The 25,692-nt window shown below is 67.4% G+C and carries 22 protein-coding genes and 1 tRNA gene; 10 read left to right on the top strand and 13 right to left on the bottom strand.

All coding sequences use genetic code 11. The features are described 5' to 3' along the window. Positions 1-50: 50 nt before the first annotated feature. From trxA to regB, 8 genes are all read right to left on the bottom strand, one after another. Complete coding sequence (gene trxA / locus AABA51_RS00520; protein ID WP_338273396.1) at positions 51-371, bottom strand: thioredoxin; 321 nt, start codon at positions 369-371, stop codon at positions 51-53. A 64-nt stretch (positions 372-435) separates the two neighbouring features. Further along, positions 436-3,831 (bottom strand): double-strand break repair helicase AddA, encoded by a 3,396-nt coding sequence (gene addA / locus AABA51_RS00515; protein ID WP_338273395.1) that lies wholly within the window; start codon positions 3,829-3,831, stop codon positions 436-438. After that, entirely contained in the window at positions 3,815-6,802 is a 2,988-nt protein-coding gene (gene addB, locus AABA51_RS00510; protein WP_338273394.1) for a double-strand break repair protein AddB, read from the bottom strand. Before addB ends, addA begins: the two co-directional genes overlap by 17 nt. Continuing rightward, complete coding sequence (locus tag AABA51_RS00505) at positions 6,795-7,487, bottom strand: nucleotidyltransferase family protein (protein ID WP_338273393.1); 693 nt, start codon at positions 7,485-7,487, stop codon at positions 6,795-6,797. Before AABA51_RS00505 ends, addB begins: the two co-directional genes overlap by 8 nt. Further along, positions 7,484-8,461, bottom strand: a complete 978-nt coding sequence (locus tag AABA51_RS00500) for an aminoglycoside phosphotransferase family protein (protein WP_338273392.1) — start codon at positions 8,459-8,461, stop codon at positions 7,484-7,486. The genes AABA51_RS00505 and AABA51_RS00500 overlap by 4 nt, the downstream gene beginning before the upstream one ends. After that, positions 8,458-9,006: a tRNA (adenosine(37)-N6)-threonylcarbamoyltransferase complex ATPase subunit type 1 TsaE gene (gene tsaE / locus AABA51_RS00495; RefSeq protein ID WP_338273391.1), complete on the bottom strand. Its 549-nt coding sequence runs from the start codon at positions 9,004-9,006 to the stop codon at positions 8,458-8,460. Before tsaE ends, AABA51_RS00500 begins: the two co-directional genes overlap by 4 nt. Positions 9,007-9,054: 48 nt before the next feature. Then, complete coding sequence (locus tag AABA51_RS00490) at positions 9,055-10,761, bottom strand: PAS-domain containing protein (RefSeq protein WP_338273390.1); 1,707 nt, start codon at positions 10,759-10,761, stop codon at positions 9,055-9,057. Between the two features lie 128 nt (positions 10,762-10,889). Beyond that, complete coding sequence (gene regB, locus AABA51_RS00485; protein ID WP_338273389.1) at positions 10,890-12,296, bottom strand: sensor histidine kinase RegB; 1,407 nt, start codon at positions 12,294-12,296, stop codon at positions 10,890-10,892. Between the two features lie 121 nt (positions 12,297-12,417). Here regB and AABA51_RS00480 point away from each other — a divergent pair, with 121 nt between their 5' ends. The 3 genes from AABA51_RS00480 to AABA51_RS00470 all read left to right on the top strand — a co-directional run bounded on the left by AABA51_RS00480 (position 12,418) and on the right by AABA51_RS00470 (position 14,272). After that, on the top strand, positions 12,418-13,059 hold the full coding sequence (locus tag AABA51_RS00480; RefSeq protein WP_338273388.1) for an SCO family protein: 642 nt from the start codon (positions 12,418-12,420) through the stop codon (positions 13,057-13,059). Positions 13,060-13,153: 94 nt separating this feature from the next. Continuing rightward, the gene (locus AABA51_RS00475) at positions 13,154-13,711 is read left to right on the top strand and encodes an ActR/PrrA/RegA family redox response regulator transcription factor (protein ID WP_277825089.1); all 558 of its coding nucleotides are present in this window, start codon (positions 13,154-13,156) and stop codon (positions 13,709-13,711) included. A gap of 60 nt (positions 13,712-13,771) precedes the next feature. Further along, positions 13,772-14,272, top strand: a complete 501-nt coding sequence (locus AABA51_RS00470) for a hypothetical protein (protein ID WP_338273387.1) — start codon at positions 13,772-13,774, stop codon at positions 14,270-14,272. A gap of 3 nt (positions 14,273-14,275) precedes the next feature. On the opposite strand, the gene AABA51_RS00465 is transcribed toward AABA51_RS00470, so the two are convergent. Together AABA51_RS00465 and AABA51_RS00460 are read right to left on the bottom strand one after the other, a co-directional pair. Continuing rightward, complete coding sequence (locus AABA51_RS00465) at positions 14,276-14,770, bottom strand: GNAT family N-acetyltransferase (protein ID WP_338273386.1); 495 nt, start codon at positions 14,768-14,770, stop codon at positions 14,276-14,278. Then, a complete protein-coding gene (locus AABA51_RS00460; RefSeq protein WP_338273385.1) occupies positions 14,767-15,363 on the bottom strand; it encodes an HD domain-containing protein in 597 nt (198 codons plus the stop codon). Before AABA51_RS00460 ends, AABA51_RS00465 begins: the two co-directional genes overlap by 4 nt. Before the next feature lie 224 nt (positions 15,364-15,587). Between AABA51_RS00460 and ahcY the strand changes: the two genes are divergently transcribed. Then, a complete protein-coding gene (gene ahcY, locus AABA51_RS00455) occupies positions 15,588-16,973 on the top strand; it encodes an adenosylhomocysteinase (protein ID WP_338273384.1) in 1,386 nt (461 codons plus the stop codon). A gap of 164 nt (positions 16,974-17,137) precedes the next feature. After that, the gene (locus tag AABA51_RS00450) at positions 17,138-17,479 is read left to right on the top strand and encodes a DUF2853 family protein (RefSeq protein ID WP_338273383.1); all 342 of its coding nucleotides are present in this window, start codon (positions 17,138-17,140) and stop codon (positions 17,477-17,479) included. Between the two features lie 380 nt (positions 17,480-17,859). On the opposite strand, the gene AABA51_RS00445 is transcribed toward AABA51_RS00450, so the two are convergent. From AABA51_RS00445 to tsaD, 3 genes are read right to left on the bottom strand one after another with little or no spacing between them, the layout of a single operon-like run. Continuing rightward, positions 17,860-18,297: an EVE domain-containing protein gene (locus tag AABA51_RS00445; protein ID WP_338273382.1), complete on the bottom strand. Its 438-nt coding sequence runs from the start codon at positions 18,295-18,297 to the stop codon at positions 17,860-17,862. Between the two features lie 5 nt (positions 18,298-18,302). Next, positions 18,303-19,247, bottom strand: coding sequence for an NAD(P)H-dependent glycerol-3-phosphate dehydrogenase (locus AABA51_RS00440; RefSeq protein ID WP_338273381.1), 945 nt, complete (start codon positions 19,245-19,247; stop codon positions 18,303-18,305). Then, a complete protein-coding gene (tsaD, locus tag AABA51_RS00435; RefSeq protein WP_338273380.1) occupies positions 19,244-20,326 on the bottom strand; it encodes a tRNA (adenosine(37)-N6)-threonylcarbamoyltransferase complex transferase subunit TsaD in 1,083 nt (360 codons plus the stop codon). Before tsaD ends, AABA51_RS00440 begins: the two co-directional genes overlap by 4 nt. Positions 20,327-20,374: 48 nt before the next feature. Between tsaD and AABA51_RS00430 the strand changes: the two genes are divergently transcribed. The 5 genes from AABA51_RS00430 to AABA51_RS00410 all read left to right on the top strand — a co-directional run bounded on the left by AABA51_RS00430 (position 20,375) and on the right by AABA51_RS00410 (position 25,512). Then, positions 20,375-21,085 (top strand): uroporphyrinogen-III synthase, encoded by a 711-nt coding sequence (locus AABA51_RS00430; RefSeq protein WP_338273379.1) that lies wholly within the window; start codon positions 20,375-20,377, stop codon positions 21,083-21,085. 84 nt (positions 21,086-21,169) lie between these two features. After that, on the top strand, positions 21,170-22,627 hold the full coding sequence (locus tag AABA51_RS00425; RefSeq protein WP_338273378.1) for a COG4223 family protein: 1,458 nt from the start codon (positions 21,170-21,172) through the stop codon (positions 22,625-22,627). 9 nt (positions 22,628-22,636) lie between these two features. Next, a complete protein-coding gene (locus AABA51_RS00420) occupies positions 22,637-24,103 on the top strand; it encodes a heme biosynthesis protein HemY (RefSeq protein ID WP_338273377.1) in 1,467 nt (488 codons plus the stop codon). Positions 24,104-24,200: 97 nt separating this feature from the next. Continuing rightward, positions 24,201-24,276 (top strand) — tRNA-Thr (locus AABA51_RS00415). Between the two features lie 109 nt (positions 24,277-24,385). Then, positions 24,386-25,512, top strand: a protein-coding gene (locus AABA51_RS00410; RefSeq protein WP_338273376.1) for an IS3 family transposase whose coding sequence is annotated in 2 segments (ribosomal slippage) — positions 24,386-24,650 and positions 24,650-25,512 — 1,128 coding nt in all. Because the reading frame shifts where the segments join, the coding sequence is not laid out codon by codon here. Positions 25,513-25,692: the final 180 nt, after the last annotated feature.

Here is a 25,692-nt window from a genome sequence, read left to right as displayed (position 1 = left end):
TGAAAAAGGCGCCCCGCGGGGCGCCCTTGTCCTTCGAAAAGCGGGGGGTGTCACACCGCCTCGTCGATCCATTTCTGAAGCGCGGCCTTGGGCGCGGCCCCGATCTTGTTCGAGATCACCTCGCCGCCCTTGAACATGAACAGCGCCGGGATGCCGCGCACGCCCATCTGCATCGGCGATTGCGGGTTCTCGTCCACGTTGACCTTCACGATCTTCACGCGGCCGGCATATTCCTCGGACAGCTCTTCCAGCGCGGGGCCGATCTGCTTGCAGGGGCCGCACCATTCTGCCCAGAAATCCACCACGACGGGGATGTCGGACTGGCGCACTTCGGCGTCGAAGGTGGCGTCGGAAACGGAAACGGTTGCCATGGCGTCTGGCCCTCCTGGCGGTGTGTGTGTCGGGGGAGGAACCTAAGGATGGCCCGCCACAGGGTCAAGCAGTGCTTGCGCGCGCCAATGCGGCGGACACGATATCGTGTGGCAGCTCCATCAGGCGCGCGGTCCGCGTCCACAAGATCGCCGTCGCGATCTCGCGCCCTGGGTAGAGCGGCGCGAGCATCGCGGCATAGGCCCCCATCTGCCGCAAAAGCCCCTCCGGCACGGCCTCGACGCTGTCGGGCACCACGGCATTGGTCTTGAAATCCACCGCCAGAACCCGATCCTCGGTCACGATCAGCCGGTCGATCACACCCAGCATCGCACCGCCCAAGGCCGGGCTGTCGCCGGTCAGCGTCACCTCGGCCAAGGCATCGGGCGCGAAGAGATGCGCCAGATTCTGCGGGGTCAGAACCCCCACGGCCTCGGCCATCAGCCCGGACAGCTCGGCCTCCGTCACCTCGCCCGGTTCCAGCGCCACGATGCCCGGTGCGGCCTCGTGCCATCCCGCCTGCGGGATCCGCGGCAGATGCTCCAGAAGCAGGTGGATCAAGCTGCCCCGCCGAAGCGCGGCGGCTTCCTCCAACCCCTCGCGCGCGCCCCCCACGATCTTGGCACCGCCCAGATCCGACGGGCTCTTCGCCGGAACCGCCCGGACGGATGGCGGCGCGGGTGCCTTCGCCCAATCGGGCAGATCGGGCAAACCGGGCCGCGCCCCACCCGCAGCGGCAAGGCAGGTCCAATCCCCCGCCTGCAGCCGCAATCCCTGCTCCTCCTCGCCGTGCAGGATCAGGGGGGCAGCCCCCTCCTCCTCCATCGCGGCGCGGATCGTGGCGTACCAGCTTTTCGCGGGGTCAATGTCCTTGGTGTCCGTCTGCCCCGCCGCCGCCACGATCAGCCAGCTTTCCGCCCGCGTCATGGCGACATAGAGCAGGCGGTTGCGTTCCTCCGCCTCGGCCTGCGCGCGGGTGGCCAATGCCGCGCGCACATCCTCGGGCGCATCCGCCGACCTGGCCCAGACCAGTGGCCCGCCCTCCGGCGTCACCAGCTGGATCTTCGGCCCCCCGCCGCCACCCTTCTGGATCGCGGTATCGGGCAAGATCACCACCGGGGCCTCCAGCCCCTTGGCGCCATGCACCGTCATCACCCGGATCTGTCCGTTGGGCTTGGCCAGGTCGCGCTTGACCGTCACCTGCCCGCTATCGAGCCATCCGACGAAGCCCGTCAGGCTCGGCACCTCGATCGCCTCATAGGCCAGCGCCTGCGACAGCATCGCGTCGATGCCGTCCTCCGCCTCCGGCCCCAGCCGCGCGATCAGCCGCAGCCGCGCGCCGTGCTGGATCAACACCCGCTCCAGCAGGTCATAGGGCCGCAGGTAATCGGCCTGCCGCCGCAGATCGTCCAGCAGCGCGACCGCCTCGGGCCATTCCCCGGCCCGGTCCCGCAATGCCCGCCAAAGGAAAGTCTTTTCGCCCCGCCCATGGGCCAGCCGGAACAGCGCATCCTCCGACAGCCCCACGATGGGCGAGCGCAGCACGCAAGCCAGCGACAGGTCGTCCTCGGGCAACGCCAGGAACCGCATCAGGGCGATCAGGTCGCGCACCGCCAGGGGTTCGGCGATCTGCGCCCGGTCCACCCCCGCCACCGGCAGGCCCGCGGTCTTGAGCGCCGCGATGATCTTGCGAAACAAGGGCGACCGGCGCTGCACGAGGATGAGGATATCCTCGGCCACAACCGGGCGGGGGCCGTTCCTGGTCCAGATCGGATGGCCCGCCGCCAGCATATCCCCGATCCGCTCCGCGATCTTGCGCGCGAGGATGCTGTTGTGATGGTCGTCCGACACGATGTCCTGCGGATCGTCCCAGGCCACCTCGTCGGCATTGGACGGTGTCGCGGGCACCACGGGCCACAGATCGACGCGCCCGGGCTTTTCCCCGAAAAAAGCACGATGCTGCACGCCCGGCCCCACGCCGGGTTCACCCGCCCCCGCCGCCACACGGTCGACAAGCGACAGGATCACCGGCGCGGATCGAAAGGAATGGACCAGTTCGGCAGGCTGGAACGGCAGATCGGCCTCGGCATGGCGCGCGGCGAAATGATCGCGCATCCGGTCGAACCCACCGGGATCGGCCCCCTGAAAGGAATAGATCGACTGTTTCTTGTCGCCCACGACAAAGATCGTGCGCCGCGCATCGGGCCGCGCGCCCTGCCCGCTGGCGAATTCCTCGGCCAGCCGCGCCACGATCTGCCATTGCGCGGGGCTCGTGTCCTGGCTTTCGTCGACGAGGATATGGTCGATCCCGCCATCGAGCCGGAACAACACCCATTGCGCCATGTCGCGGCTGGTCAACAGCTTGCGGGTCGCCCGGATGAGATCGTCGAAATCAAGCCATCCGCGCTGCGCCTTGGCCTGCGCGTAAAGCGGCAGGAACGCCTCCGCGAAACGGTGCAGCGCATCGGTCCGCCGCGCGGTCAGATACCCCAGCCGCAGGGGCCGCACCTGCGCCAGACGTTCGGCCAGATCGTCATAGGCCGCCACCAGATCGGGCCCCATCGCCTTTCGCACAGTGGCATTGGCGATGGCCTTGGGCTGGCCTTCCTTCGCGCCCGATTGCGTAAGACACGCCGCTTCCAGCTCCGCCAGATCCGCAAGCGTCATCCTGTCCCATGGCATGCTCCCCAGGCGGTCGGCGAGCTTTGCCTGCGGCTGAACCGTCGTATCCAGATGCGCGATCAGGGACTTGGCCAGATCGGCCTCCGATCCGTCCAGCGCCATCCCCAGCAGACCCGCCTCGCTCAAACCCGGCGCGATCCCCGCCCAGTCACAGATCGCGGGCCAATCCCACGGCTCTTCCAGCGCCTCGGCCTGCCCTGCGACGGCGCGGGCCAGACGCTCCAACCCGTCATCCTCGCTCAGGGCCGCCGCCGCCAGATCGACCACATCGCGCGTCCGGGCATCCTCCGCCATCCGGTCCAGCAATTCGACGATCAATCGCGCCTGCACCCGTTCGTCGATCTCGGTGAAGCCGGGGCTGACACCCGCCTCCAACGGGAACCGCCGCAACACCGAGGCACAAAAGGAATGGATCGTCTGGATCTTCAAGCCGCCCGGCGTTTCGATGGCGCGCGCAAACAGCGTCCGCGCCCGGCCCAGCAACTCCGCCGACAGCCCCTCCACCCCGATCTCGGTCAGGGCATGGGTCAGGGCCGCGTCATCCTTCATCGCCCATTCGCCCAGACGCTTGAACAGGCGGTTCTGCATCTCCATCGCAGCCGCCTTGGTATAGGTCAGGCACAGGATATGCTCGGGCTTGACCCCGTCGAGCAGCAAACGCGCCACCCGGTCCGTCAAAACCCGCGTCTTGCCCGAGCCTGCATTGGCCGAAAGCCAGGTCGAGGTCGCGGGATCGGCCGCCCTGACCTGCGCCAGCGTCGCCTCATCCATCGCCATCATCCCCTGTCCGGCCCACCGGGATCAACTCGGGTGCCTGTGTCTCGTCCCATTCGCCGTAGCGGGCAAGCTGGTCGAAATCGCCCGCAAAGCGCGTGGTCTTGACCGCCCGGCGCGACGGAAACCCGCTTTCGGGGGCGGCCATGTGCAGCAACCGCCGCCGAAACGCCGCCGCCACCTCGGCCAGTTCCGCCCGGTCCACGTCATGGCCAAGGACAACGGGGCTGGCCCCCAGCCCGATATAGGCCGCATGGCCCACGATCTGACCCGGCGGCAGGCCGAAACTGCCGCCCTCGGCCATCAGCGCCATCAGCCACAGTTGCTTGGCGAACTGCTTTTCCTCCTTGGCGTCGGGGGGCGTGCCCGTCTTGTAATCGTAGATGGCAAGCCGCCCATCCTCCAACCGGTCGATCCGGTCGCCCTTGCCGCGCAGGGTGACACCGGTGCCCGGCACCGCCCATTCGCCCAGCGTCTCGAGGATCTCGGGGGTGCCAAGGCTGCGCCGCTCGGCCTCGGTCGACAGAAAGAACTCCGCCACCCGCGCCATGCGGGCCCGCCACAGGCGGCGCGCGGCGGGCCAGGGCGCTTCCTCGGCCAGAACCGCATCGGTCAGCGCCATCAACTGCGCAAGGGCCGTGGCGCGGTCGGGCAATCCCGCCTGCGTGTCCCTGACAAATTTCTCCATGACCTTGTGCAGAACCGTGCCCCGCGCCCGCGCATCGGCATCGCCGCGCAACGGGTCAAGCTTGCGCAACCCCAGCACCCGGCGCGCATAGATCGCATAGGGGTCGCGGATCAAAACCTCCACATCGGTCACGCTCAGGGTCTTGGGCCGCGCATGGGCCGGCGGCTGGGGGGCCGGGCGCGGCGCAAAGGCGACATCGGCCTCGGGCGTCAGCAACCGCTCGGCCAGCGCCAGATAGGCCGCCCCCCGCGCCTCCATCCCCGCCAGCGCGGCCTTGGCCGCCTCCCCCGATCCGGCCAGCAGGTTGTGCAGCCGGTTCAACCAGCGTGACGGCACGGTATCGGTCTCGGCATCCCGTTTCGCCCGCGTCAACCAGACCTCGGGGGCGGCGATCCCCTGCTGGAAATCATGCGCCGCCAAACCGATCACCCGATCCGGCAGCCGCAACCCCGCCTCGGCCCGCAGCTTGCGGTTCAGCCACGGATCGGCGGGCGGGGCGGCTGGCCATCCGCCCTCGTTCAACCCCGCAAGGATGATCAGGTCGGCCCCCTGAACCCGCGCCTCCTGCGTGCCCCAGATCAGGATGTCGGCATGCGGAAAGAGCGGCTGACGCACCTCCCGGTCGCGGGTCAGAGCGGTGAAAAGATCGCGGTAATCCGTGGCGCCGATCGGGCCACCCACGCCCGCCTCGGCCCCCAGATCCGTCATCAGCTTGTGCGCCGCCTCGCCGGGTTCCTTGTCGTAGAGCTCCCCCGACCCTTCGGCCAATGATCCCGCCGCCAGCCGCTCGGCCCGCGCCTTGTGATGCGCGACCCGCAGCTCCATCGCCATCGGCTCGGGCCGGGGCGCGACCAACAGCGTATCGGCCAGCCATGTCACCCAGCCCATCGCGCCCGGATCCTCCTTGCGCCCCTCGGCCCAGTCGACCAGCCGCGCCCGCGACGGCAGGCCGGGGCGCGCGCGCAGCACCTGCACCTCCAGATCACGCGCCCGCCGCAGATGGTCGTTGCGATCCCCCCCGCTATGACACAGCGGATGTTTCAGGATCACCGCCAGCGCCTCGGGGTCGAGCGGCGTGGCCTCCAACTCCGCGACATGGCGCAGGAACCGACCCGGCGCGGACAGTGACAGGGGTTGGCCCGCGCTGTCATCGGGCAGGATGTTCCACCGCGCCAGGGCTGCCGTCACCTGCCGCGTCAGCGTCCGGTCGGACGCGATCACCGCCGCGCGCTGGCCCTTGTCCACCGCCTCGCGCAGGCGCAGCGCGATGGCCGCGGCCTCCGCCTGCGGGTTCGGCGCCTCCAGCCACGTGACGCCCGCGAAAGCCTCCTCCAGCCCCGTCAGCTTCGGCCCTTCCTTCAGCCATTGATCCGTGACCGGCGCAGGCCGCAGCGCAAGCGAGATCACGGCCCCCCGCCCCCCGCGCGGCCGCTCCGATCCCGGCCAATCGGGAATGGCCCATGGGTCAAGCCCCAGCTTTTCCGCGAATTTCGCAAGCCGGAATTGCGGATGATCCTCGCCATCCAGCCCTTCGCGCCGCCCCTCCAGCAGCCGCGCCCAGATGTCTTGCGGCAGGTCGCGGTCGATGCCCGGCAAGACCACCGCCCCCTGCGGCAGACGCGCCACCGCCTCCATCAGCTGCGCAGTCGCCCCTCGCGACCCGGTCGAGCCTGCGACGATCACCGGATGTCGGGGCGGCTGGCCCTGCCATTGCCGCGCCAACAGCGCCACGATCCGGGTCTGCCGCGCCTCGCGGGTCAGGGCGGCATCGTCTTTCAGGTAATGGGTGACCAGCTCCAGAAAGGCCTGCGCGCGCTGCCAATGGGTGGCATGTTCTGCCACGTCCAGACCCGCGATGGTCTCGGGCCTCACGTCTTCCTCGAACATCTCGGCCATCAGGTCGGCCAGGCTGTCGGCCAGATCGTAAAGCGCCGAACGCGGGGCCAGTTCGGGCTGATTGTCCAACAGCTTGCCGATCAGCTGCACCAGCTCCAGCCGCAACCGCAGGGGCGGGATGGCGGCGGGCAGCCCCGCAAGATCGGCCTGATCGCCCAGCGCCTGAACCGGCCGGATGCGCGGCAAGAACCCCGCCCCCCGCGCCATGTAGAGCGTGCGCAACCGCCGCTCCATCCGCGCATTGGCGACATACAGATCGACATGCGCGATGGCCTCGGGCGGTTGCCCCGCGAGCATCCGGTCGAGCCCTTCCACCAACGCGGCGCAGAAATCGACGCCCAGCGGCGTGGCATAGACCCGGGGGCCGTCCTGACTGGCGAACAGATCACGCATCGGCCAGCATCCCCTCGGCCAGCGCGATCCCCTCCGGATGGCCCACATCGGCCCAGCGCCCGGGATGGATCACGCCGAAAAGCCGCCCCTCCTCCATCTGCTCCTGCCAGATGTCGAGCAGCGAAAACGCCGCCTCGGGCCGGGCCGCGATCAAGGCGGGGTCGATCAACTGCGCGCCGGTATGCACCAGCCCCGTCTCGCTCCGGTCCCATGTCAGACGACCTTGGGCATCCATCGCCACATCGCCGCCCCCCGTCCGCCCCACGGCGCGCGCGCGCGGCACCAACAGCATCAAGGCCCCCATCCGCGCCCCGTCCCAAGCCTCCGCCAGCGTCCGGATCGGCCCCGGACCGGTCCAGACGGCATCGGCATTCAGCGTGGCGATGGGGTTGCCCGCCAGATGCGGCAGCGCCCGCTTCACCCCACCCCCGGAGTCAAGGATTTCGGGCGCCTCCACCGACAGGTGGATATCGGGCATCCCTGCCAGATGCGCCGCGATCTGTTCGGCCCGGTAATGCGCATTCACCGCGATCCGCCCGCCGCCCTCGCGCGCCGCCGCGATGGCATGGTCCAACAGGGCGCGGCCCGCCACCTCGATCAGGGGCTTGGGCCTGTCGGCGGTCAGGGCCCCCATCCGCGTGCCGAACCCGGCGGCAAGGATCATCACGTCGGGCCGGATCGTCATGCCCATCCCTCCGTCTGGCGGCGCAGATGGGCCACCGGCGCGCGCAACTCCGACAGCGCCGGATGCGCCACCGCCCGGTCGATCAACGCCCCCGTGCGCGGCAGAAAGGCACGATAGGCGGGCTTGCCCAGCGCGCTGGCCAGACGGTGAAAGATGCCGAGGATGCGCAGGTTGCGCAAAAGCGACAGCACCGCGACCCGTGCCGCAACCTCCGCCACCGGCAGGCCCATGGTCCCGGCGAATTCCGCGATCAACGCCTCGCGCCAGCCCTCGGGCAGATCCCGGCGCGGATCATCGACCATCGAGGCCAGATCGTAGCCCAGCGGCAGCGCGACGGCATCCTGGTGATCCAGCAACCCCACACGCGCCGACCCCACACGCGCCGGCAACCAGATCAGGTTGTCTCCGTGACAATCGCGCAGCGCCAGAACCGGCGGGCCGGGGCAAAGCCGGACCAGTGCCGCCTCCAGCACAGGGCGCAGATCCGCCACGCCACCCGGATCGGGCAACATCCCCAGCGTCAGATCGATCATCCCCGCCTGCGCCCCGGCGTCAGGCCGCGCCGCCCAATCGGGCACCTCCGCCCGCGCCAGATGCGGCAGCACCTCGCCCGCCATCACGCCATAGGCCTCCCGCGCCATGTCGGGATCGCCGCGCAAAAGCCGGGCCAGCGTCGCATCCCCCAGATCCTCGATCAGAACCAGTCCCGCCGCCGGATCGACCGCCCGGATCTCGGGTGCCGACAGGCCCAGCGCCCGCAGATGCCCGCCCACCCGCAGAAAGGCGGCAAGGCTGCCCTGCTCCGCCGCATCGCTCACCGGGGCCTGCATCAGGATCGCGGTCGCGCCATCCGCCCGGACCAACCGCCCATAACGCCGGGCCGAGGCGTCGCCCGCCAGAGCGGACAGCACCGCACCTCCCCATCCCGCCGCCCGCAGGAATGCCTCGTCCCCGCCTTCTTGCACCACCGTCATGCCACCGCCATGGCGGCAAGACACCGCCGCGCCAGATCGCTTCCCGCCGGGGCCAGCAGCGTGGCGCCACGCGCCTCCGCCGCACCCGGCACCCGCTCAAGCCGCAGGCAGATCGCCTCCTGCGGCCAATCCGGCGCGATCCGGTCGGGCCATTCGATCAGGCAGATCGCCTCCTCCATCGCGGCATCGAGGCCCAGTTCCACCAGCTCCTGCGGATCGCCCATCCGGTACAGATCGGCATGCCAAATCTCGCCCGCCGCGCTGTCATAGGCCTGCACCAGCGTGAAGGTCGGCGAAGGGATCTCCGCACGCTCCCCCTCGGGTCCCATCAGCGCCCGGATCAGCGTGCGGGCGAAATGGCTTTTCCCGGCCCCCAATTGCCCCTGCAACAGGATCGTGTCCCCCGCCCTCAGGACCGGGGCCAGCGCATGGGCCAAGGCCTCCGTCGCCCCGGCATCCTCCAGCGCAGGCAGGGCGGTGGCGGTCCAGCCCTCGGGCGGCGCGGCAAGATCGGGATCATGGGGCAGGACAAGGGGCTGGCTCATGCGCCCGAGTGTAGCGATCTGCCCCGCCGCTGCAACGCGCGACACCCCTCATCGCTGCGGCGCGGGCGCTCGGGGGGCCGGACCACGGGTGACGGCCTCCTGCGCCTGTTGCGCGCCCCGCCCGGGAGCCGGTGCCATCTCTGCATCGACGGACCTGACCGGCTGCGCCCTGTCGCAGGCCGGCGCGCCCTCGGGCTCGAACCGGACCATGATCGCCCCGCCCGCAATCGCTGCGACCGAAAGATCCAGACACCGCCTGTCCCGCAGAACCAGCCGGGCGCGCACCTCCGGCTCGGCGGCCTTGCGCTCCGCGATACGGCGGATATCGCCCCAACACCCCGACGCCGCCGACGACGGCAGACAGGCGGCCTGCCACCGCGCCATCGCCTCGGGCAGAAACACCGGACGCGCCTCCGCCTCCTCGGGCAGGCGCCACAGCTGCCGATAGGCCCGGTTCGCCAACACCCTGCGCCCATCCCCCGCAAACACCGCCATGGCCCCCGGCTGCGCGTCGATCACCGCCCGGTGCAGCTCCAGCTCGCCGCGGAATTGCTGCGTCAGCGTCACCTCGGCGGTGATGTCCTCGAACATGAAAGCCACCGCGCCATCGGGATGCGGACGCCCCATCACCCGCAGGCTCTGCCCCCCCGGCAAGGCCCAGACATCCTCGTAGGTGCCCTGCTCGGCCCGCGCCTCCAGATGCGCGATGGAATCCCGCCAGCCCTTGTAATCCTTGGGCTCCGGCATCCGTTTTCGGTCCCGCAGCGCATCGAGGAAATCCACCAGCCGCGGCCGCCCGGCCAGCGCCTGCGGCGGCAAGGTCGACAGCGTGACCAGCGCCGGGTTGAACAGGACCAATTCGCGGCGCTTGTCGAAAATGGCCAGCCCGATGGGCAGATGGGCAAAAGTCTTGGACAGGGTCTGCACGAAATTGCGCAGCGCCGTCTCGGCGGCGACCAGCCGGTCGATGGGGGCGGCACAGAACATCAGGCCGTCCCCCCGCTCGATGGCCGTGACCTCGAACCAGAGCGTTCCGCCCTCCGGCCCCGGCTCGGTCTGCGCCACGCTCAGGCTGCACCGGCGCGGGTTGTCCGGTTCGGGACGGGGATGCACCTGCGCGCCGAACAGCGCGGGCAGCGGCCAGACAGCCTCCGCCCCCGCGCGCCCCGCGACCCGGTCGACCAGCGCAAGATAGGCCGCATTGGCCCAGATCACGCGCCCCTCCGCATCCACGGTCCAGATCGCGGCCCCGCCCAGATCCAGCGCATGGCGCAAATCCTCGCTCTCGGCCTGTATCGCCCGCAGCACGGGCACATCCACGATCTCGCGCCCGGTGCCGACCTCGGCGGGCCCTACCATCACGACCATCCGCCCCTTGGCCGAGCAGCCCGCGACCGACAGCGCATCGACCCCGAACCGACCCGTCAGCACAAAGGCTTCCCCCCGTCGCGCCAGCGCGCCAAGCCGTCCGGGCAGATCGGCATGCAGCATGGCCAGCGCCCGCGTCAAATCGCCGAATGCGGCCCCCCGATCCGTGTCGGGCGACAGAAAGGCGTCATTGGGATCGATCGGCGAAACCAGGTAGCCTTCGTGGAATTCGTAGCGGCGCATGGCGTCGATCAGAACCGGCGGGCGACCGTCGTTCCCCCCCGGCCTGACCCGGCGCGATATCAGTCCCGGAAGCCAAAGCGCGGCAAGCGCGCTCAACAGGCTGATCCCTCCGAAAAGAACCAAGTCGAACAGATCGGCCTGCATGCGGATACCCCGCCGGAACAAAGACAAGCAGAGGTTGCATCCGAAACGGTTAACAGGGCGTTAAACGGGAAATCAGAAGGGCTTCAAATCGGCCCGCGAAACGGGCGGCCCCCGCCCCGCGGCCGCCCTCAGGCGTCGAAGGGGCGGTTTTCGCCCAATGGCCCGGTCGCCTCGGTCAGGGGCACGCCGATGGCCGCCTGCGGCCAGACCACCTCGACGATGGCGCCGCTGCGTTCGGCCTTGTCCTCGGCCGACAGGAACGGGTCCGAGGCATTCAGGAACACCACCCTTGCCCCCGACCGTTCCAACAGCGTCTTGGCGATGAACAGACCCAGACCCATCCCCTCGTATCCGGGGCGCGCGGGGCTTTGGGCGCGCGCGCGGCGGCTCAGGAACGGATCGCCCAACCGCCCCAGCAGATCCTGCGGATAGCCCGGCCCGTCATCGGTGATCCTCAGCCGGATCTCGCCATCCCCCCAGCTCGCATCGACCCAGATCTGCGTCGCGGCAAAATCGACGGCATTCTGCACGAGGTTGCGCAGCCCGTGGATCACCTCGGGCTTGCGGCGGATGATCGGCTGGCCCTCGGGCGCGCCCGGATCGGCCAGGAAATCGTACAAGATCGCGATGCCCCGCCCGGAATGGGGCTCGGCCGCTTCGCGCACCACCGCCCCCAGCGGCGCGGAGCGCATGTGCAGATCGTCCTTCCCGGCCCGCCCCATCGACCGCAGGATGTCGCGGCAGCGGTCGGCCTGATCGCGGATCAACCTTGCATCCTCGGCCAGGTCGGGCTGGCCCTCCAGCTCCTCGGCCAGCTCCGTCGACACCAGCTTGATCGTGGCCAGCGGCGTGCCCAGCTCATGGGCGGCCGCCGCCACCACGCCGCCCAGATCGGTCAGCTTCTGTTCCCGCGCCAGCGCCATCTGCGTCGCCAGCAAGGCCTGGCTCATCGAATGCGTCTCCGACGTGATCCGCCGCGCATAGGCCGACAAAAAGACGATGCCGATCACGATGGAAATCCAGAACCCCAGGATGAACAGGTCCGGCAGGCGCAATATCTCGCCCGTCTCGGTCGCCAAGGGCACATGGAACAATCCCAGAAGCGAGATCATCACGATCGCCAAAAGCCCCAGGATCGTGGTCGACCGCACCGTCAGCGCCGTGGCCGAAATCGTGACCGGCGCAAGGATCAAGAGCGCAAAGGGATTGTTCAATCCCCCCGTCAGGAACAACAGGAAACTCAGCTGCGACAGGTCGAACAAGAGCGTCAGCATCGCATCGCGATCCGACAGGCGCTGGTTCTCGGGAAAGATCGTCATCGCGATCAGGTTCGAGATGACCGAGGCCCCGATGGCCAAAAAACACAGGCCCAGCTCGATCCTCAGCCCCAGGTGCAGCGAGGCGATGACCACCGTCACCGTCTGCCCAAGGATCGCCAGCCAGCGCAGCACCAGAAGCGTGCGCAGCCTGACCCAATCGCTGCGGGCGTCCTGGCTGACCAGCTCCAGCGCCGGATCGTTTGTGGCGGTCACCATCTTTGGAGGGGCTTTCTGTCACAGGCGCGGGATCGTGAATTGATAGGACGCGCGGCATAGGTAATCAACATTGACCGACACGACGGACGCATCCCGCGTCCCCAACCCGCGAGACCATGCCATGACCCGCACCTATGCCCTTGCCTCGGCCGCGCTGATCGGGGTGCTCGTGATCGGGGCCGCCGTCGCCGTCTATCTCGGCCAGGTGCGCCAAAGAGCCTCCGCCGATCCCTTCGGCCAATGCCGCGCCAGCGTCGTGGCGGGCGGCGCGGGCCAGATCGGCGGGCCCTTCACGCTCGTCACCGAAACCGGCCAGACCGTGACCGATGCCGATGTCATCACGCAGCCGACGCTTCTTTATTTCGGCTATACCTTCTGCCCCGATGTCTGCCCGCTCGACGCGGTGCGCAACGCCGAAGCCGTCGATATCCTCGAGGCCGACGGCTATGACGTGCTGCCCGCGATGATCTCGGTCGATCCCATGCGCGACACGCCCGAGGTCATGGCCGCCTTCACCGAAAACGTGCATCCCCGCATGCTCGGCCTGACCGGCACGCCCGAACAGACGGATGCCGCCGCCCGCGCCTATCGCGTCTTCTACCGCATCAACCGCGAAGGCGATGACCCCTATTACCTCGTGGATCATTCCGCCTTCACCTATCTCGTCCTGCCCGGTCACGGCTTCGTCGAATTCTTCAACCGCGAAACCACCCCGCAAGAGATGGCGCAGCGCACGGAATGTTTCGTGGATGCAGGCAGTTGACGCTTCGCGCCATGGTTGCGCGCGATAAATTGACCGGTCGAGACGATTGCCTGTAAGAAGGTTCAACCGCCTAAACGATCGGAAGGAGAGGCCCATGTCGCAGGAGCGCACCCAAAGGGATATCGGACCCGACAAATCCCTGCTGCTCGTGGACGATGACGAACCCTTCCTGCGCCGTCTGGAACGCGCCATGGAAAAGCGCGGCTTCGAGGTCGAGGCGGCGCTCTCCGTCGCCGCCGGCAAGGCCATCGCCACCGCCCGCCCCCCGGCCTTTGCCGTGGTGGACCTGCGGCTCGAGGATGGCAACGGCCTCGACGTGGTCGAAACGCTCCGCGCCAAACGCCCCGATTGCCGGATCGTCGTCCTGACGGGCTATGGCGCCATCGCCACCGCCGTGGCGGCGGTCAAGATCGGCGCGACCGACTACCTGTCGAAACCGGCGGATGCCAATGACATCACCTCGGCGCTTCTGGCCGATGACGAGGAAATGCCGCCGCCGCCCGAAAACCCGATGTCGGCGGACCGGGTGCGCTGGGAACATATCCAGCGCGTTTACGAGTTGTGCGACCGCAACGTCAGCGAAACCGCGCGGCGGCTCAACATGCACCGCCGCACGCTGCAACGTATTCTCGCCAAGCGCAGCCCGCGCTAAGAGATCGGCGAAACCGCCGGGGGGACCCGAGTCGCCCCCGTTTGCCCGGAGTAATGACCGATGCACGTTCGTGCCCTGACGATCCTTGCCGCAACGCTGGCGCTTGCCGCCTGTGTCACGACCGCGCGCGAACCCCAGCCCCCGGTCCTGACGCTCGACGCCCAGGGCATCCAACCCACGGTCAGCCAGCTCCGCATCGATTTCGGCCGCGCCCAGCCCGGCGTGATCGACACCGTCAGCCGTCTTCTGGGCGACGGACCCGAGGCGGTGACGACCAATGCCGAATGCGGCGCGGGCCCGGTGACCAGTGCCACATGGGAGGACGGCTTGACGCTGAACTTCCAGAACGGCGATTTCGTCGGCTGGGTCAGCAGCGATCCCGATCTTGGCGTGGCGGGCGGCTTCCGCCCCGGCATGTCCCGGCTCGAGATGCCCCAGACCTCGTTTCAGATCACGACGCTCGGCACCGAATTCTCCCGCAGCGACATCAACGGCATCCTGACCGAAGGCGATGCCGCCATCCGCCTGCTCTGGGCCGGGACGACCTGCTTTTTCCGATGAACGTCAGCGCAGGTCGTAGCGTTTCAGGATCTTGTCCACGACCTGCCCATCTTTCATCCTGTAGCCGGTGATCCGCCCGTAATCCTCGAAGCCGCGGGATTGGTAATAGATCAGCCCGCCGCCATTGTCGGCGCGGATATTGGCGTTGATCCAGGCATAGCCCAGCGCCAGCGCGGCGCGCTTGGTCGCCTCGAACAGCTTGGACCCGATCCCCAGACCCTGCCGCCCCGGCTTGGCGAATGTGGCGATTTCCGCCGCCTCGGGCGGCAGGTGATCCGCCCCCGGCGCGATCCATTGAAACCCCACGATCTCGCCCGTCTCGGTCTCGGCCACATGCCAGGCCGACGCCTCGGGCGCCTGTCCCATCCAGTCGCGGATATCCTCGGGCCCGATCCGGCCCGTGATCGCCGTGGTGCCGCCGATGGCGATCACCTCGGACAGGATCGCGGCCATGTCGCGGGCATCCAGATCATGGGCGGGGCGGACCGTGATCCTCATAGCGCCGCCATCAATTCTGCATGCCGCGCGGTAAAGGCGTCGCGCACCTCGACGGGCGGGCGCAGGACCAGCCGCAACCCCGCCGTCAGCGCCGCATCCGGACGGCCAAAGAACCGGTCGGCCTCGGCTTCCGCAAACCCGGCAAGCTGCACCGCCTCCAGCCATGCGGACACCCGGTCGGCCTGCTTGATCAGCGTCTTGACCGGCTTGGGCAGGATGGCAGGCAGGCCAAAGCGCAGGTGGATCGCGGCTGTCAGCCTGTCGTCGAGCGCCCCGTAACCGGGGCCCACCGCCGCCTTCACCGGGCTGATCATGTCGCCGATCACGTATTCCGGCGCATCATGCAAAAGCGCCGCCAATTGCCATCTCGCCCCCCATCCGGGCGCAAGCCGCGCGCAGATCTGTTCCACCAGCAGCGAATGCTCGGCCACCGAATAGGCGTAATCGCCCCGCGTCTGCCCGTTCCAGCGCGCGACAAAGGCAAGACCATGCGCGATGTCCTCGATCTCGATGTCGACGGGCGTCGGATCGAGCAGATCCAGACGACGGCCCGACAACATCCTTTGCCAGGCGCGGGGCGGGGCTTTGGGCATGGCGACCTCCGGTTTTGGCGTTTGATAGCATCTGCCGGATTGGGGGCCAGCCCCCAAACCCCCGGAGTATTTGGAAAGCAAAGACGGGAAAAACCGGCGATGGACTTGGTCGCTGTGGGCTGATCGGCATGCATCGACGCGGCCGGACCACCTGCCATTGCCGCAGCCCCCCCTTGGTGCTAAGTGCGCCGCAACGGAATTCCGATCATCTAAGGACAGTCGACGTGACCGATTACATCGTCAAGGATATCGCATTGGCCGAATACGGCCGCAAGGAACTGGACATCGCCGAAACCGAAATGCCGGGCCTGATGGCGCTGCGCGAGGAATACGGCGAGAAAAAGCCGCTCAAGGGCGCGCGCATCGTGGGTTCGCTCCACATGACGATCCAGACCGCGGTGCTGATCGAAACGCTGGCATATCTGGGTGCCGATGTCCGCTGGGCCTCGTGCAACATCTTCTCGACGCAGGACCATGCCGCGGCCGCCATCGCCAAGGCGGGCATCCCGGTCTTTGCGATCAAGGGCCAGACGCTGGAAGAGCATTGGGATTACCTCGACAAATCCTTCATGTTCCCCGAAGGGCCGAACATGATCCTCGACGATGGCGGCGATGCGACGCTCTACATCCTCCTGGGCGCGCGCGCCGAAGCGGGCGAAGAGATCATCCCCGTTCCCCAATCCGAGGAAGAAGAGGTCATCAAGGCGCAGATCAAGAAGCGCATGGAAGCAAGCCCCGGCTGGTTCACCAAGATGAAGGCCCAGATCAAGGGCGTCTCCGAGGAAACCACCACGGGTGTGCACCGTCTCTATGAATTGCAGAAGACCGGTGGCCTGCCCTTCCCCGCGATCAACGTGAATGACAGCGTCACCAAGTCGAAATTCGACAACAAGTATGGCTGCAAGGAATCGCTCGTGGACGGCATCCGCCGCGCCACCGACACGATGATGGCGGGCAAGGTCGCCGTCGTCTGCGGCTATGGCGACGTGGGCAAGGGCTCTGCCGCCTCGCTGCGCGGCGCGGGTGCGCGCGTGAAGGTGACCGAGGCCGATCCGATCTGCGCGCTTCAGGCGGCGATGGACGGCTACGAGGTTGTGCTGCTCGAGGATGTCGTCGACAGCGCCGATATCTTCATCACCACCACCGGCAACAAGGACGTGATCCGCATCGAGCACATGCGCACGATGAAGGACATGGCCATCGTCGGCAACATCGGCCATTTCGACAACGAGATCCAGGTCGCCGCACTCCGCAACCACAAGTGGACGAACATCAAGGAACAGGTGGACATGATCGAGATGCCCTCGGGCAACCGCATCATCCTTCTATCCGAGGGGCGCCTGCTGAACCTCGGCAATGCGACCGGCCACCCCTCCTTCGTGATGTCGGCCTCCTTCACCAACCAGGTGCTTGCACAGATCGAGCTTTGGACCCGCGGCGAGGCCTATGAAAACAAGGTCTATGTCCTGCCCAAGGTGCTGGATGAAAAGGTCGCGCGCCTGCATCTGGCCAAGATCGGCGTGAAGCTCACGCCGCTGTCCAAGGATCAGGCCGATTACATCGGCGTGGCCCCCGAAGGCCCGTTCAAGCCCGAGCATTACCGCTACTGAACGCGCGCGAGAGCGCAGCAGGGGCCGTCCGTTCGGGCGGCCCTTTTGCATGTGCGGGCGCGCAGTTTTGTCTTTGGACAGGACGCAGGCTCGGGTTAACCTTGCCCGGACCCGCGCCTTTTCGGGGCAGGTCGTGACACGAGTTTACGGGAGTGAAGGTACAAATGGGCAAGCGGGACGATCTGATCGCGAAATATGCCGACGATCTCAAAAACAAATGCGGAATGACGCCGGACATGGGCCTTTTGACCAAGGTCACCATCGGCTGCGGCCCCGCGATCTATGACGCCGACGCCTCCACCGTCGCAGGCAGCCAGCCGGGCGAACTGGAGACGGTGAAAAAGAATTTCCTGATCAAGAAACTGGGGCTGAAAGATGGGCCCGAGCTGGATGCCGCCATCGCCTCGGTGATCGAGACCTACGGCAAATCCGAGCGCAACAAGTATCGCGCCGTGATCTACTACATGCTGACCAAGCATTTCGGAAAGGAAAGCGTCTACGGCTGAAGCCGGACGCGATCCGCGTGACTGCCGCGACCCGCCCCGGCGGGTCGTTCGCATTTTCGGCGAACTCGTCTCGAATGCGGCGGGCAATTTCTTTGCGGCGGCGCGAAGGCTGGGCTATCCCGATCCCACGCCTGACCAGGACGGACGGGCCCGACATATCAACACGCGGAGCGAGTGAGCGTGTGGGTGGTGGAGGGTCCCGAGGGGTCGGGACCCTCCGTTTTTCACAAGTCTTGACGAATGCTTGCCAACAGGGCGTCGCGTTCACGCCTCGTCAGGATTTGCCTCGAAAAATTCACCCTTCCGAAAGACTTCGGCGGATATCCGGCCCTGTAGGGTGCGCCTTCAGGCGCACCATTCGCACCCATCGGGTCGTCGCCTCAAGACACGCCGTCGGAGCCACTCTCGACCCCACCCATCGCGCAGATGATCGCCCATTCCTCGGCCGTGACGGGCTGAACCGACAAGCGGGAATTCCGGACAAGAACCATCTTTGCCAGATCCTCCCGCGCCTTGATCGCGTCCAGCGTCACGGGGCGTGGCAGGACCTCCACCGCCTTCACATCCACGCAATCCCAGCGCGGATCGTCGCTGGTGCTGTCGGGATGGGACGTGGCGATCACCTCCACGATGCCGACCACCGCCTTGTCTGTCTGGCTGTGGTAGAAAAACCCGAGATCGCCCAAGGCCATCTCGCGCATGAAATTGCGCGCCTGGTAGTTGCGCACGCCCGACCATTCCTCGCCCACATCGCCCTTGGCCACCTGCTGATCCCAGGACCAGGCATCGGGTTCGGATTTGAACAGCCAGTAACGCATTGCTTTCACTCCGGTTTCAGGGGCCTGTTCAAGAGACGGTCAGCAATTTCGCCAACACTCGCCCGCCCATCGGCAAGGGCTGCAACGGCCTGCGCGATGGGGTTTTCCGCCCCGGCGCGCGCTGCGATCTGGCGGGCGGTATGCAGCCCCTCGACCGTCACATCGGGCGGCAGGCTTTCCCCCCGCGCAAGCGCCATGCCGTAGCGGAAATTGCGCGATTTCTCGGACCCGCAGGTCAGGATCAGATCGCCCAGACCCGACAGGCCGGACAATGTCGCCTCCTGCCCACCAGCGGCGACCGCGATGCGCGTCATCTCGGCCAGCCCGCGCGCCATCAGCGCCGCCCGCGCGCTGTCGCCAAGCCCCGCACCGATGACCGCCCCGGCCGCAATCGCCACGACATTCTTGAGCGCCCCGCCCAGTTCCGCGCCGATCACATCGGTGGTGCGGTAAAGCCGCAGCGCAGGCAGGGACAGGCTTTGCTGCAAGGCGCGGCCAACCGCATCATCGACACAGGCCAGCGTCAACGCGGTCGGCAATCCCGCCGCGATATCGACCGCGAAACTGGGGCCGGTCAGTTGCGCGACCGTCGCCTTGGAATGGCGCGCGATCAGGGCGGTGGGACCAAGCCCCGTGGCGCGGTCGATCCCCTTGGCGCAGGAGACAAGGATATCCGCGCGCAAATCCGTTTCCGCCAAAAACCCGCCCAAGGTCTGCGTGGGCAGCGCCAGAAGCGCACAATTCCCCGTCAGATCAGACAGATCGCCCGTCACGCGCAGCGCCTCGGGCAGGCGATGGCCGGGCAAGCGGCGGGCGTTTTCGCGGGTGCGGCGCATCTCCTGCGCGCCGTCGCGCGCCCAGAGCGTCACGTCGTGGCCCGCCTGCGCATAGGCAATGGCCAATGCCGTGCCGAAAGCCCCCGCCCCCAGAATGTCGAGACGGGCGCTCATGCCTTGGCCCCCTTTTTCCCCGAACCGAGGAGGGGTGCCGCGGCGGCATCAAGCGGCCAACGCGGGCGTGCCGACAGGGTCAGATCATCCCGCGCCCCCGCCTCGTGCAGCAGCAATCCCGCAAAGGCGATCATCGCCGCATTGTCGGTGCAAAGCGCCAGCGGCGGCGCGACGAAAGGCAGACCCGCCGCCGCGGCGACCGCATCGAGCCGCGCGCGCAAACTGGCATTGGCAGCGACCCCGCCCGCCACGGCAAAGCCCGTCAGCGCCCCTTGCCCCTCCAGCGCGCGGGCGGATTTCCCGGCCAGCACATCGGCGACAGCGGCCTGGAACCCGGCGCACAGATCGGCGCGATCCTGTTCGCTCAACCCGCCCTGCGCCGCGACCAGATCGTCGCGGACCCGCAGAACAGCGGTTTTCAGGCCCGAAAAGCTCATGTCGCAACCGGGGCGGTCCATCAGCGGGCGCGGCAGGTCGAACCGCGCGGGATCACCGGCCCTGGCCGCACCTTCGACGGCGGGCCCACCCGGTTGCGGCAGCCCCAGAAGGCGCGCAACCTTGTCAAAGGCTTCGCCGGGCGCGTCGTCGATCGTGCCGCCGAGCCGCCGAAAGTCCTGCGGGCCATCGACGCGCAAGAACTGGCAATGCCCGCCCGAGACCAGCAGCATCAGGTAGGGAAACCGCATCCCGTCCGTCAGAACCGGCGTCAGCGCGTGACCGGCCAGGTGGTTCACCCCGACAAGCGGCTTTCCCAGACCCATCGCCAGCCCCTTGGCCGCCATGACACCGGACAGAACGCCACCGATCAGGCCGGGCCCCGCCGTCACCGCCACGGCATCGATTTCGCAAAGCGCCACGCCCGCCTCGGCGAGCGCCTGTTCCACCATGATATCAAGCTTTTCGGCATGGGCGCGCGCCGCGATCTCGGGCACCACACCGCCAAAGGCCGCGTGCAGGTCGGTCTGGCTGGCCACGACATTGGACAGGATCACGGCCTTGTCCCCCTCACGGCGCAGGACGGCCGCGCCGGTGTCGTCGCAGCTCGATTCAAGACCGAGGATCGTGAGGGAGCGGGGCATCGGGCGCCTCGTTGCAGGCTGGCGCCTTGGCAGGTAACACTCGGGCTCATGTCTGACAATGGCGCGCCCCTTGTGATCCTGACCCGCCCGCGCGCGGCCTCGGACCGCTTTGCCGAGGCGCTGCGTGCCGAATGCGGGCCGATCGCGGTGGCGATCCTGCCCTTGATGGAGATCGCGCCCCTTGGGCAGGGCCTGACGCTTGAGGGTGTGTCGGCTTTGATCTTCACCTCCGCCGCCGGGGTCGAGACCTTTGCCAGCCTGAGCACGGATCGCAGCCTGCCCGCGTGGTGCGTGGGCGACCGCACCGCCGAGGCTGCCCGCGACATCGGGCTCAAGGCGATCTCTGCCGGGGGGGATGCCGCGGCCCTTGTGGGCCTGATGCTCGATGCGCGGCCGGAAGGGCGGCTGTTGCACCTGCATGGTGCACATCTGAGCGCGGATATCGCCGAAGCGCTGAGCCGCGAAGGTCTGAGGGCCGAGGGGCGGGCGATCTACGACCAGGTCAGCATCCCCCAGGGCGCAGCACTTGCCACGGCGCTGGCCCATCCCGGTCCCGTTTTCGTGCCGCTGTTTTCGCCCCGCAGTGCGCGCCTGTTCGTCCGGGCGGCGGGCGATGCAGTCAGCCGAATTCATCCGGTCGTGATCAGCGAGGCCACCCGCGCAGCCCTGCCCGATGATCTTGCCGAACGCGCGACTGTTGCGGCTGCGCCCGATGCGCCTGCGATGATCCGCGCAGTCTCGGCGCTCATTTCTTGCTAGGTGCAGCTTGAGGGGCGTGACACGCTGGTCTAGGCTTTCCGGGATGTCAGTGTCATGCGCTCTGGACAGTTTTGAAACTTACAGATGAAGGACAGTCAGGTGGCACGGGGAAGCTCGAAAAGCTCAGGCAGCACAAGAAATCGGCGCGATAACGCGGAAACGACCGCTCCTGTCGAAGACACGCAAAGCCCTGATGCGATCGAAGCACCGACCGAACAGGCCGATTCGTCCGAAGCGCGGACCACCACCGACGAAGCCCCTGCCGCAGCGGCGGATGTCGTCGAACAGGACAGCCCCCCAGCGACCGATGCGGACGAAACAGCGTCGCCCCAGCCCGATGGCCTTGCCGGGGATGACAGCGTGACCGGTGCCAAGGACGAGGTGGAAGAGGCCGAGGTGGTGCTTGAACCCGGCGACGGAAGCGAAACGCTTGCCACGCCCGAGCCGGAGCCAACCCGGCCCACGCCGCCACCTGCGCCGCCGCCGCCCCAACGCAACAGCCTTGTGCCCATGGTGATCGGCGGCGTTGTCGCAGCCGGTATCGGCTTTGGCGCGGCCTATATGGGCGTCTTGCCGTCGCGCGGGCCCGCACCAAACAGCGCACAGACCGGGGCCATCGCAGAGGCGCTGGCCACCCAGTCCGAAACACTCGCCGCGCTTCAGGCGCAGGTTGCCGCGCTGCAATCGGTACCCGCGACAGTCGGCGCGGCAGGCAACATCGACCTGACCCCCATCACCGATCAGATCGGTGCCTTGGCCGAAGAGATCGCCAGCGCGACCGAAGCGCTTGGAAGCCTGTCCGACAGGGTCGCCGTTCTGGAAGAGCGTCCGGTCTTCAGCGGCGACATCACCGCCGACAATGCCGCAGCGCTCGAAGCCGCGACCGCGCTCGAAGCCGAGCTCGAGGCGCAACGTGCTGCCGCCGCGGAACAGGCCGCGACCCTGCAGGCTGCTGCCGAAGCCGCCGCGCAGGCCGCTGCCGAGGCCGAAGCCCAAGCCGCCGCCGCCGTGGCCGAAGCCGAGGCACAAGCCGCCGCCGCCCTCGCACGGGTCGAAGCGGAAGCAGCACTGGTGCAAATGCAGGTGGCATTGGAAACCGGCGCGCCCTTTGGCGATGCCGTGGCCGCCCTTGGTCAGGTGACCGAGGTTCCCGCAGGGCTTGCCGATCTTGCAGCCTCGGGCGTGCCGACGCTGGGTGCATTGCAGGCGGAGTTTCCCGCCCTTGCCCGTGCCGCCCTGCCCCGCGCCTTGCAGGAGGCTGCGGGCGACAGCATGGGTGACCGTCTGGGTGCCTTTGTCATGGGTCAGATCGGAGGACGGTCCGTCGAACCGCGCGAAGGTGACGATCCCGATGCCGTGCTCAGCCGGATCGGGGCCGCGATCGAAGCGGGCGATCTGAACGGCGCGCTGGCAGAACTGTCCGCGCTGCCCGACGGCGCACAGGCCGAACTGGCGCCATGGGCCACAGGCGTTCAGGCCCGCGCCGATGCGCTTGCGGGGCTCGCCATCCTGTCCGGCGCGCTTGCGTCCAGCGGTAACTGAAGGGACACCATGATGCTTTGGTCCTTGCTCAAAGTCCTGATCTTCATCGCGCTGGTTGCCGGCCTGACCTTTGGGGTCGGACAGCTGACGGAAATGGGGGAACTGGCCACCCTGACCGTGATGGGGCGCGAATTCGTGCTGACGCCGCTCTTGGCTGTGCTGGGGGCCTTGGTGCTGCTTCTGGCGGTATGGCTTTTGTTCAAGACCGTCGGCCTCTTGGTCGCGACCCTGCGGTTCCTGAACGGCGACGAGACCGCGATCAGCCGCTATTTCAACCGCCGTGCCGAGCGCAAGGGCTACGAGGCGCTGGCCGAAGGCATGATGGCACTGGCCGCAGGCGAGGGGCGGCTTGCGATCCGCAAGGCGGAGCGGGCCGAGAAATACCTCGGGCGGCCGGAACTGACCAAGCTTGTCGTGGCCCAAGGGGCCGAGATGGTGGGCGACACGGCCCTTGCCACCGAAACCTTCAAGGCGCTCGTGACGGATGACCGGACACGCTTTGTGGGCGTGCGGGGCCTGATGAAGCAGAAACTGGCGGCGGGCGAGACCGAAACCGCGATGAAACTCGCGGAAAAGGCGCTCGCGATCCGCCCCAAGAACGAAGAGGTGCAGACAACGCTCCTCCAGCTGCAGGCACGGCACGAGGATTGGGCTGGGGCACGGGCGACGCTGGCCGCCGCGCTGAAATCCGGCAACCTGCCGCGCGACGTGCACAAGCGGCGCGATGCGGTTCTGGCGCTCGCCCATGCGCGCGACGCCATGGCCGAAGGCAAGATCGCCGAGGCCGTGCGCGATGCCGAAGCGGCGCAGGCGATGGCACCCGGTCTGGTGCCCGCCGCCGTCATGGCAGGCCGGTTGGCCATCGCCGATGGCAAGCCCAAGCATGCGACCAAGATCCTGAAATCCGCCTGGGACATGAACCCCCATCCCGACATCGCAGCCGCCTTTGCCGAGATCGTGCCGGACGAAACCCCGTCCGAGCGATTGAAGCGGTTCAAGCCGCTCATCGCCAAGCATGCAGGCAGTGCCGAGGCGCGCTTGCTCGAAGCCGAACTGCAGATCGCGGCCGAAGATTTCCCGGCAGCCCGCCGTGCCCTTGGCGATCTGGCCGAGACCAGCCCCACGGCGCGCTCCCTGACCATCATGGCCGCCATCGAACGCGGCGCAGGGGCCGAAGACAGGGTGGTTCGTGCCTGGCTGGCCAAGGCCGTCATGGCACCGCGTGGCATGCAATGGGTTTGTGATTCCTGCGGCCATGTGCATGCGGAATGGCGCCCGGTCTGTTCGCATTGCGGCAGTTTCGACCGGCTGAGCTGGCAGGAAGTGGCCCAGAGCGAGGCGGCCCTCATGGGTCCGGCACAGATGTTGCCGTTGATCGTCGGTGCCCTGGAAGACAAGCGTGAAAGCTCCGGCAAGGATGCGGAAGATGCCGAGGTTCTGGAGGCATCGTCGGATGCCGCGACGGGGCGAAAATAGGGGCTAGGAAACGCCGGGCGGGCTTGCTAATAGCGCGCAACACGCTGTTTGCGTGCTGCATTGAGGCCGGTTTCGGCACCAACGCAAAGAGAAGAATGCCGGTGTAGCTCAGCTGGTAGAGCACGTCATTCGTAATGATGGGGTCGGGGGTTCGAGTCCCTTCACCGGCACCATTCTTCTCTCCGAAATCATCCGATGACATCCTGAAAGGCCTGATTTACAAGGGTGATCCTCCCCCAATGAAGTGGTCCGCCGTTATGTTTAGGAAAACGGAGGATCAGAATGGCTACGAAGCGGCACAAGCCGGAAGAGATTGTCACAAAGCTGCGGCAGGTTGAGGTGCTTGTCGGGCAAGGCATGGCACGGGTGGACGCGATCCGCGAGGTTCGCATTACCGAGCAGACCTACTACCGCTGGCGCAAGCAATACGGCGGTATGGGAACAGACCAACTGAAGGAACTCAAGCGCCTCCAGAAAGAGAATGAACGGTTACGGAAAGCCGTGTCAGATCTGACGCTGGACAAGTTGATCTTGGCGGAGGCGGCACGGGGAAACTTCTGAGCCCCGCTCGTCGCCGTGCTTGCATTGAGCATGCTCGCAGCACGTTCGCGATCTCTGAGCGCCGGGCTTGTCGCGTCCTGGGCCAACACCGCTCCACGCAGCGGAAGCTGCCGCAGGGTCGCGCCGATGAGGTGCAACTGGTCGCGGACATGATCGAGCTGGCGCGTCAGTTTGGTCGCTACGGCTATCGTCGGATCGCGTCCCTGCTGAGAGATGCGGGATGGGAGGTGAACGACAAACGCGTCGAACGCCTGTGGCGGCGAGAGGGGCTTAAGGTGCCAATGCAGCAACCGAAGAAGGGGCGGCTCTGGCTGAACGACGGGTCTTGCGTCCGGCTGCGACCGGAGTATCGGGACCACGTCTGGAGCTATGATTTCGTGCATTGCCGCACGGAGGATGGGAAGGTCTTCAGGACGCTCAACATCCTGGATGAACACAGCCGCGAGTGTCTGGCGATCAAGACAAAGCGCAAGCTGAACTCAGGTGACGTGATCGATGCGCTGAGCGACCTGTTCATCATGCGGGGCGTGCCAGCGTACATCCGGTCAGACAACGGCCCGGAGTTTGTGGCCCAAGCCGTCCGCGATTGGATCAGCGCGGTCGGCGCCCGGACAGCCTACATCGAACCAGGGTCACCATGGGAGAACGGCTACTGCGAGAGCTTCAACGCCAGGTTCCGCGACGAACTGCTCAACGGCGAAGTCTTCTACAGCCTCCGCGAGGCACAAATCCTGATCGAACAATGGAGGAGGCACTACAACACCAAGCGACCCCACAGTGCCCTGGGCTACCGCCCGCCGGCCCCGGAAACCATCGTCCCGATGGACCGAAGGCCAGTCATGCACTAACACTCAAACTGGACCACTCAGGTGGGGCTGATCACCGGCGTGACCCACACACCTTCAAAGCGGCGCTTTTTGCAGCGACTTCGAGATGCTGTAGATTGCAGCGGGGAGTGGAGCATTGTGCGTCGAAGCAATGGCGAGATGCTGTTCCGTGCAGATCTTCTGACGAGAGTGAGTAAGGTG

The organism is Roseicyclus marinus, from assembly GCF_036322625.1.
Classification (GTDB): domain Bacteria; phylum Pseudomonadota; class Alphaproteobacteria; order Rhodobacterales; family Rhodobacteraceae; genus Roseicyclus; species Roseicyclus marinus_A.
Note: the sequence above shows the minus strand (reverse complement) of the source record. Positions and strands in the feature narration are given on the sequence as shown.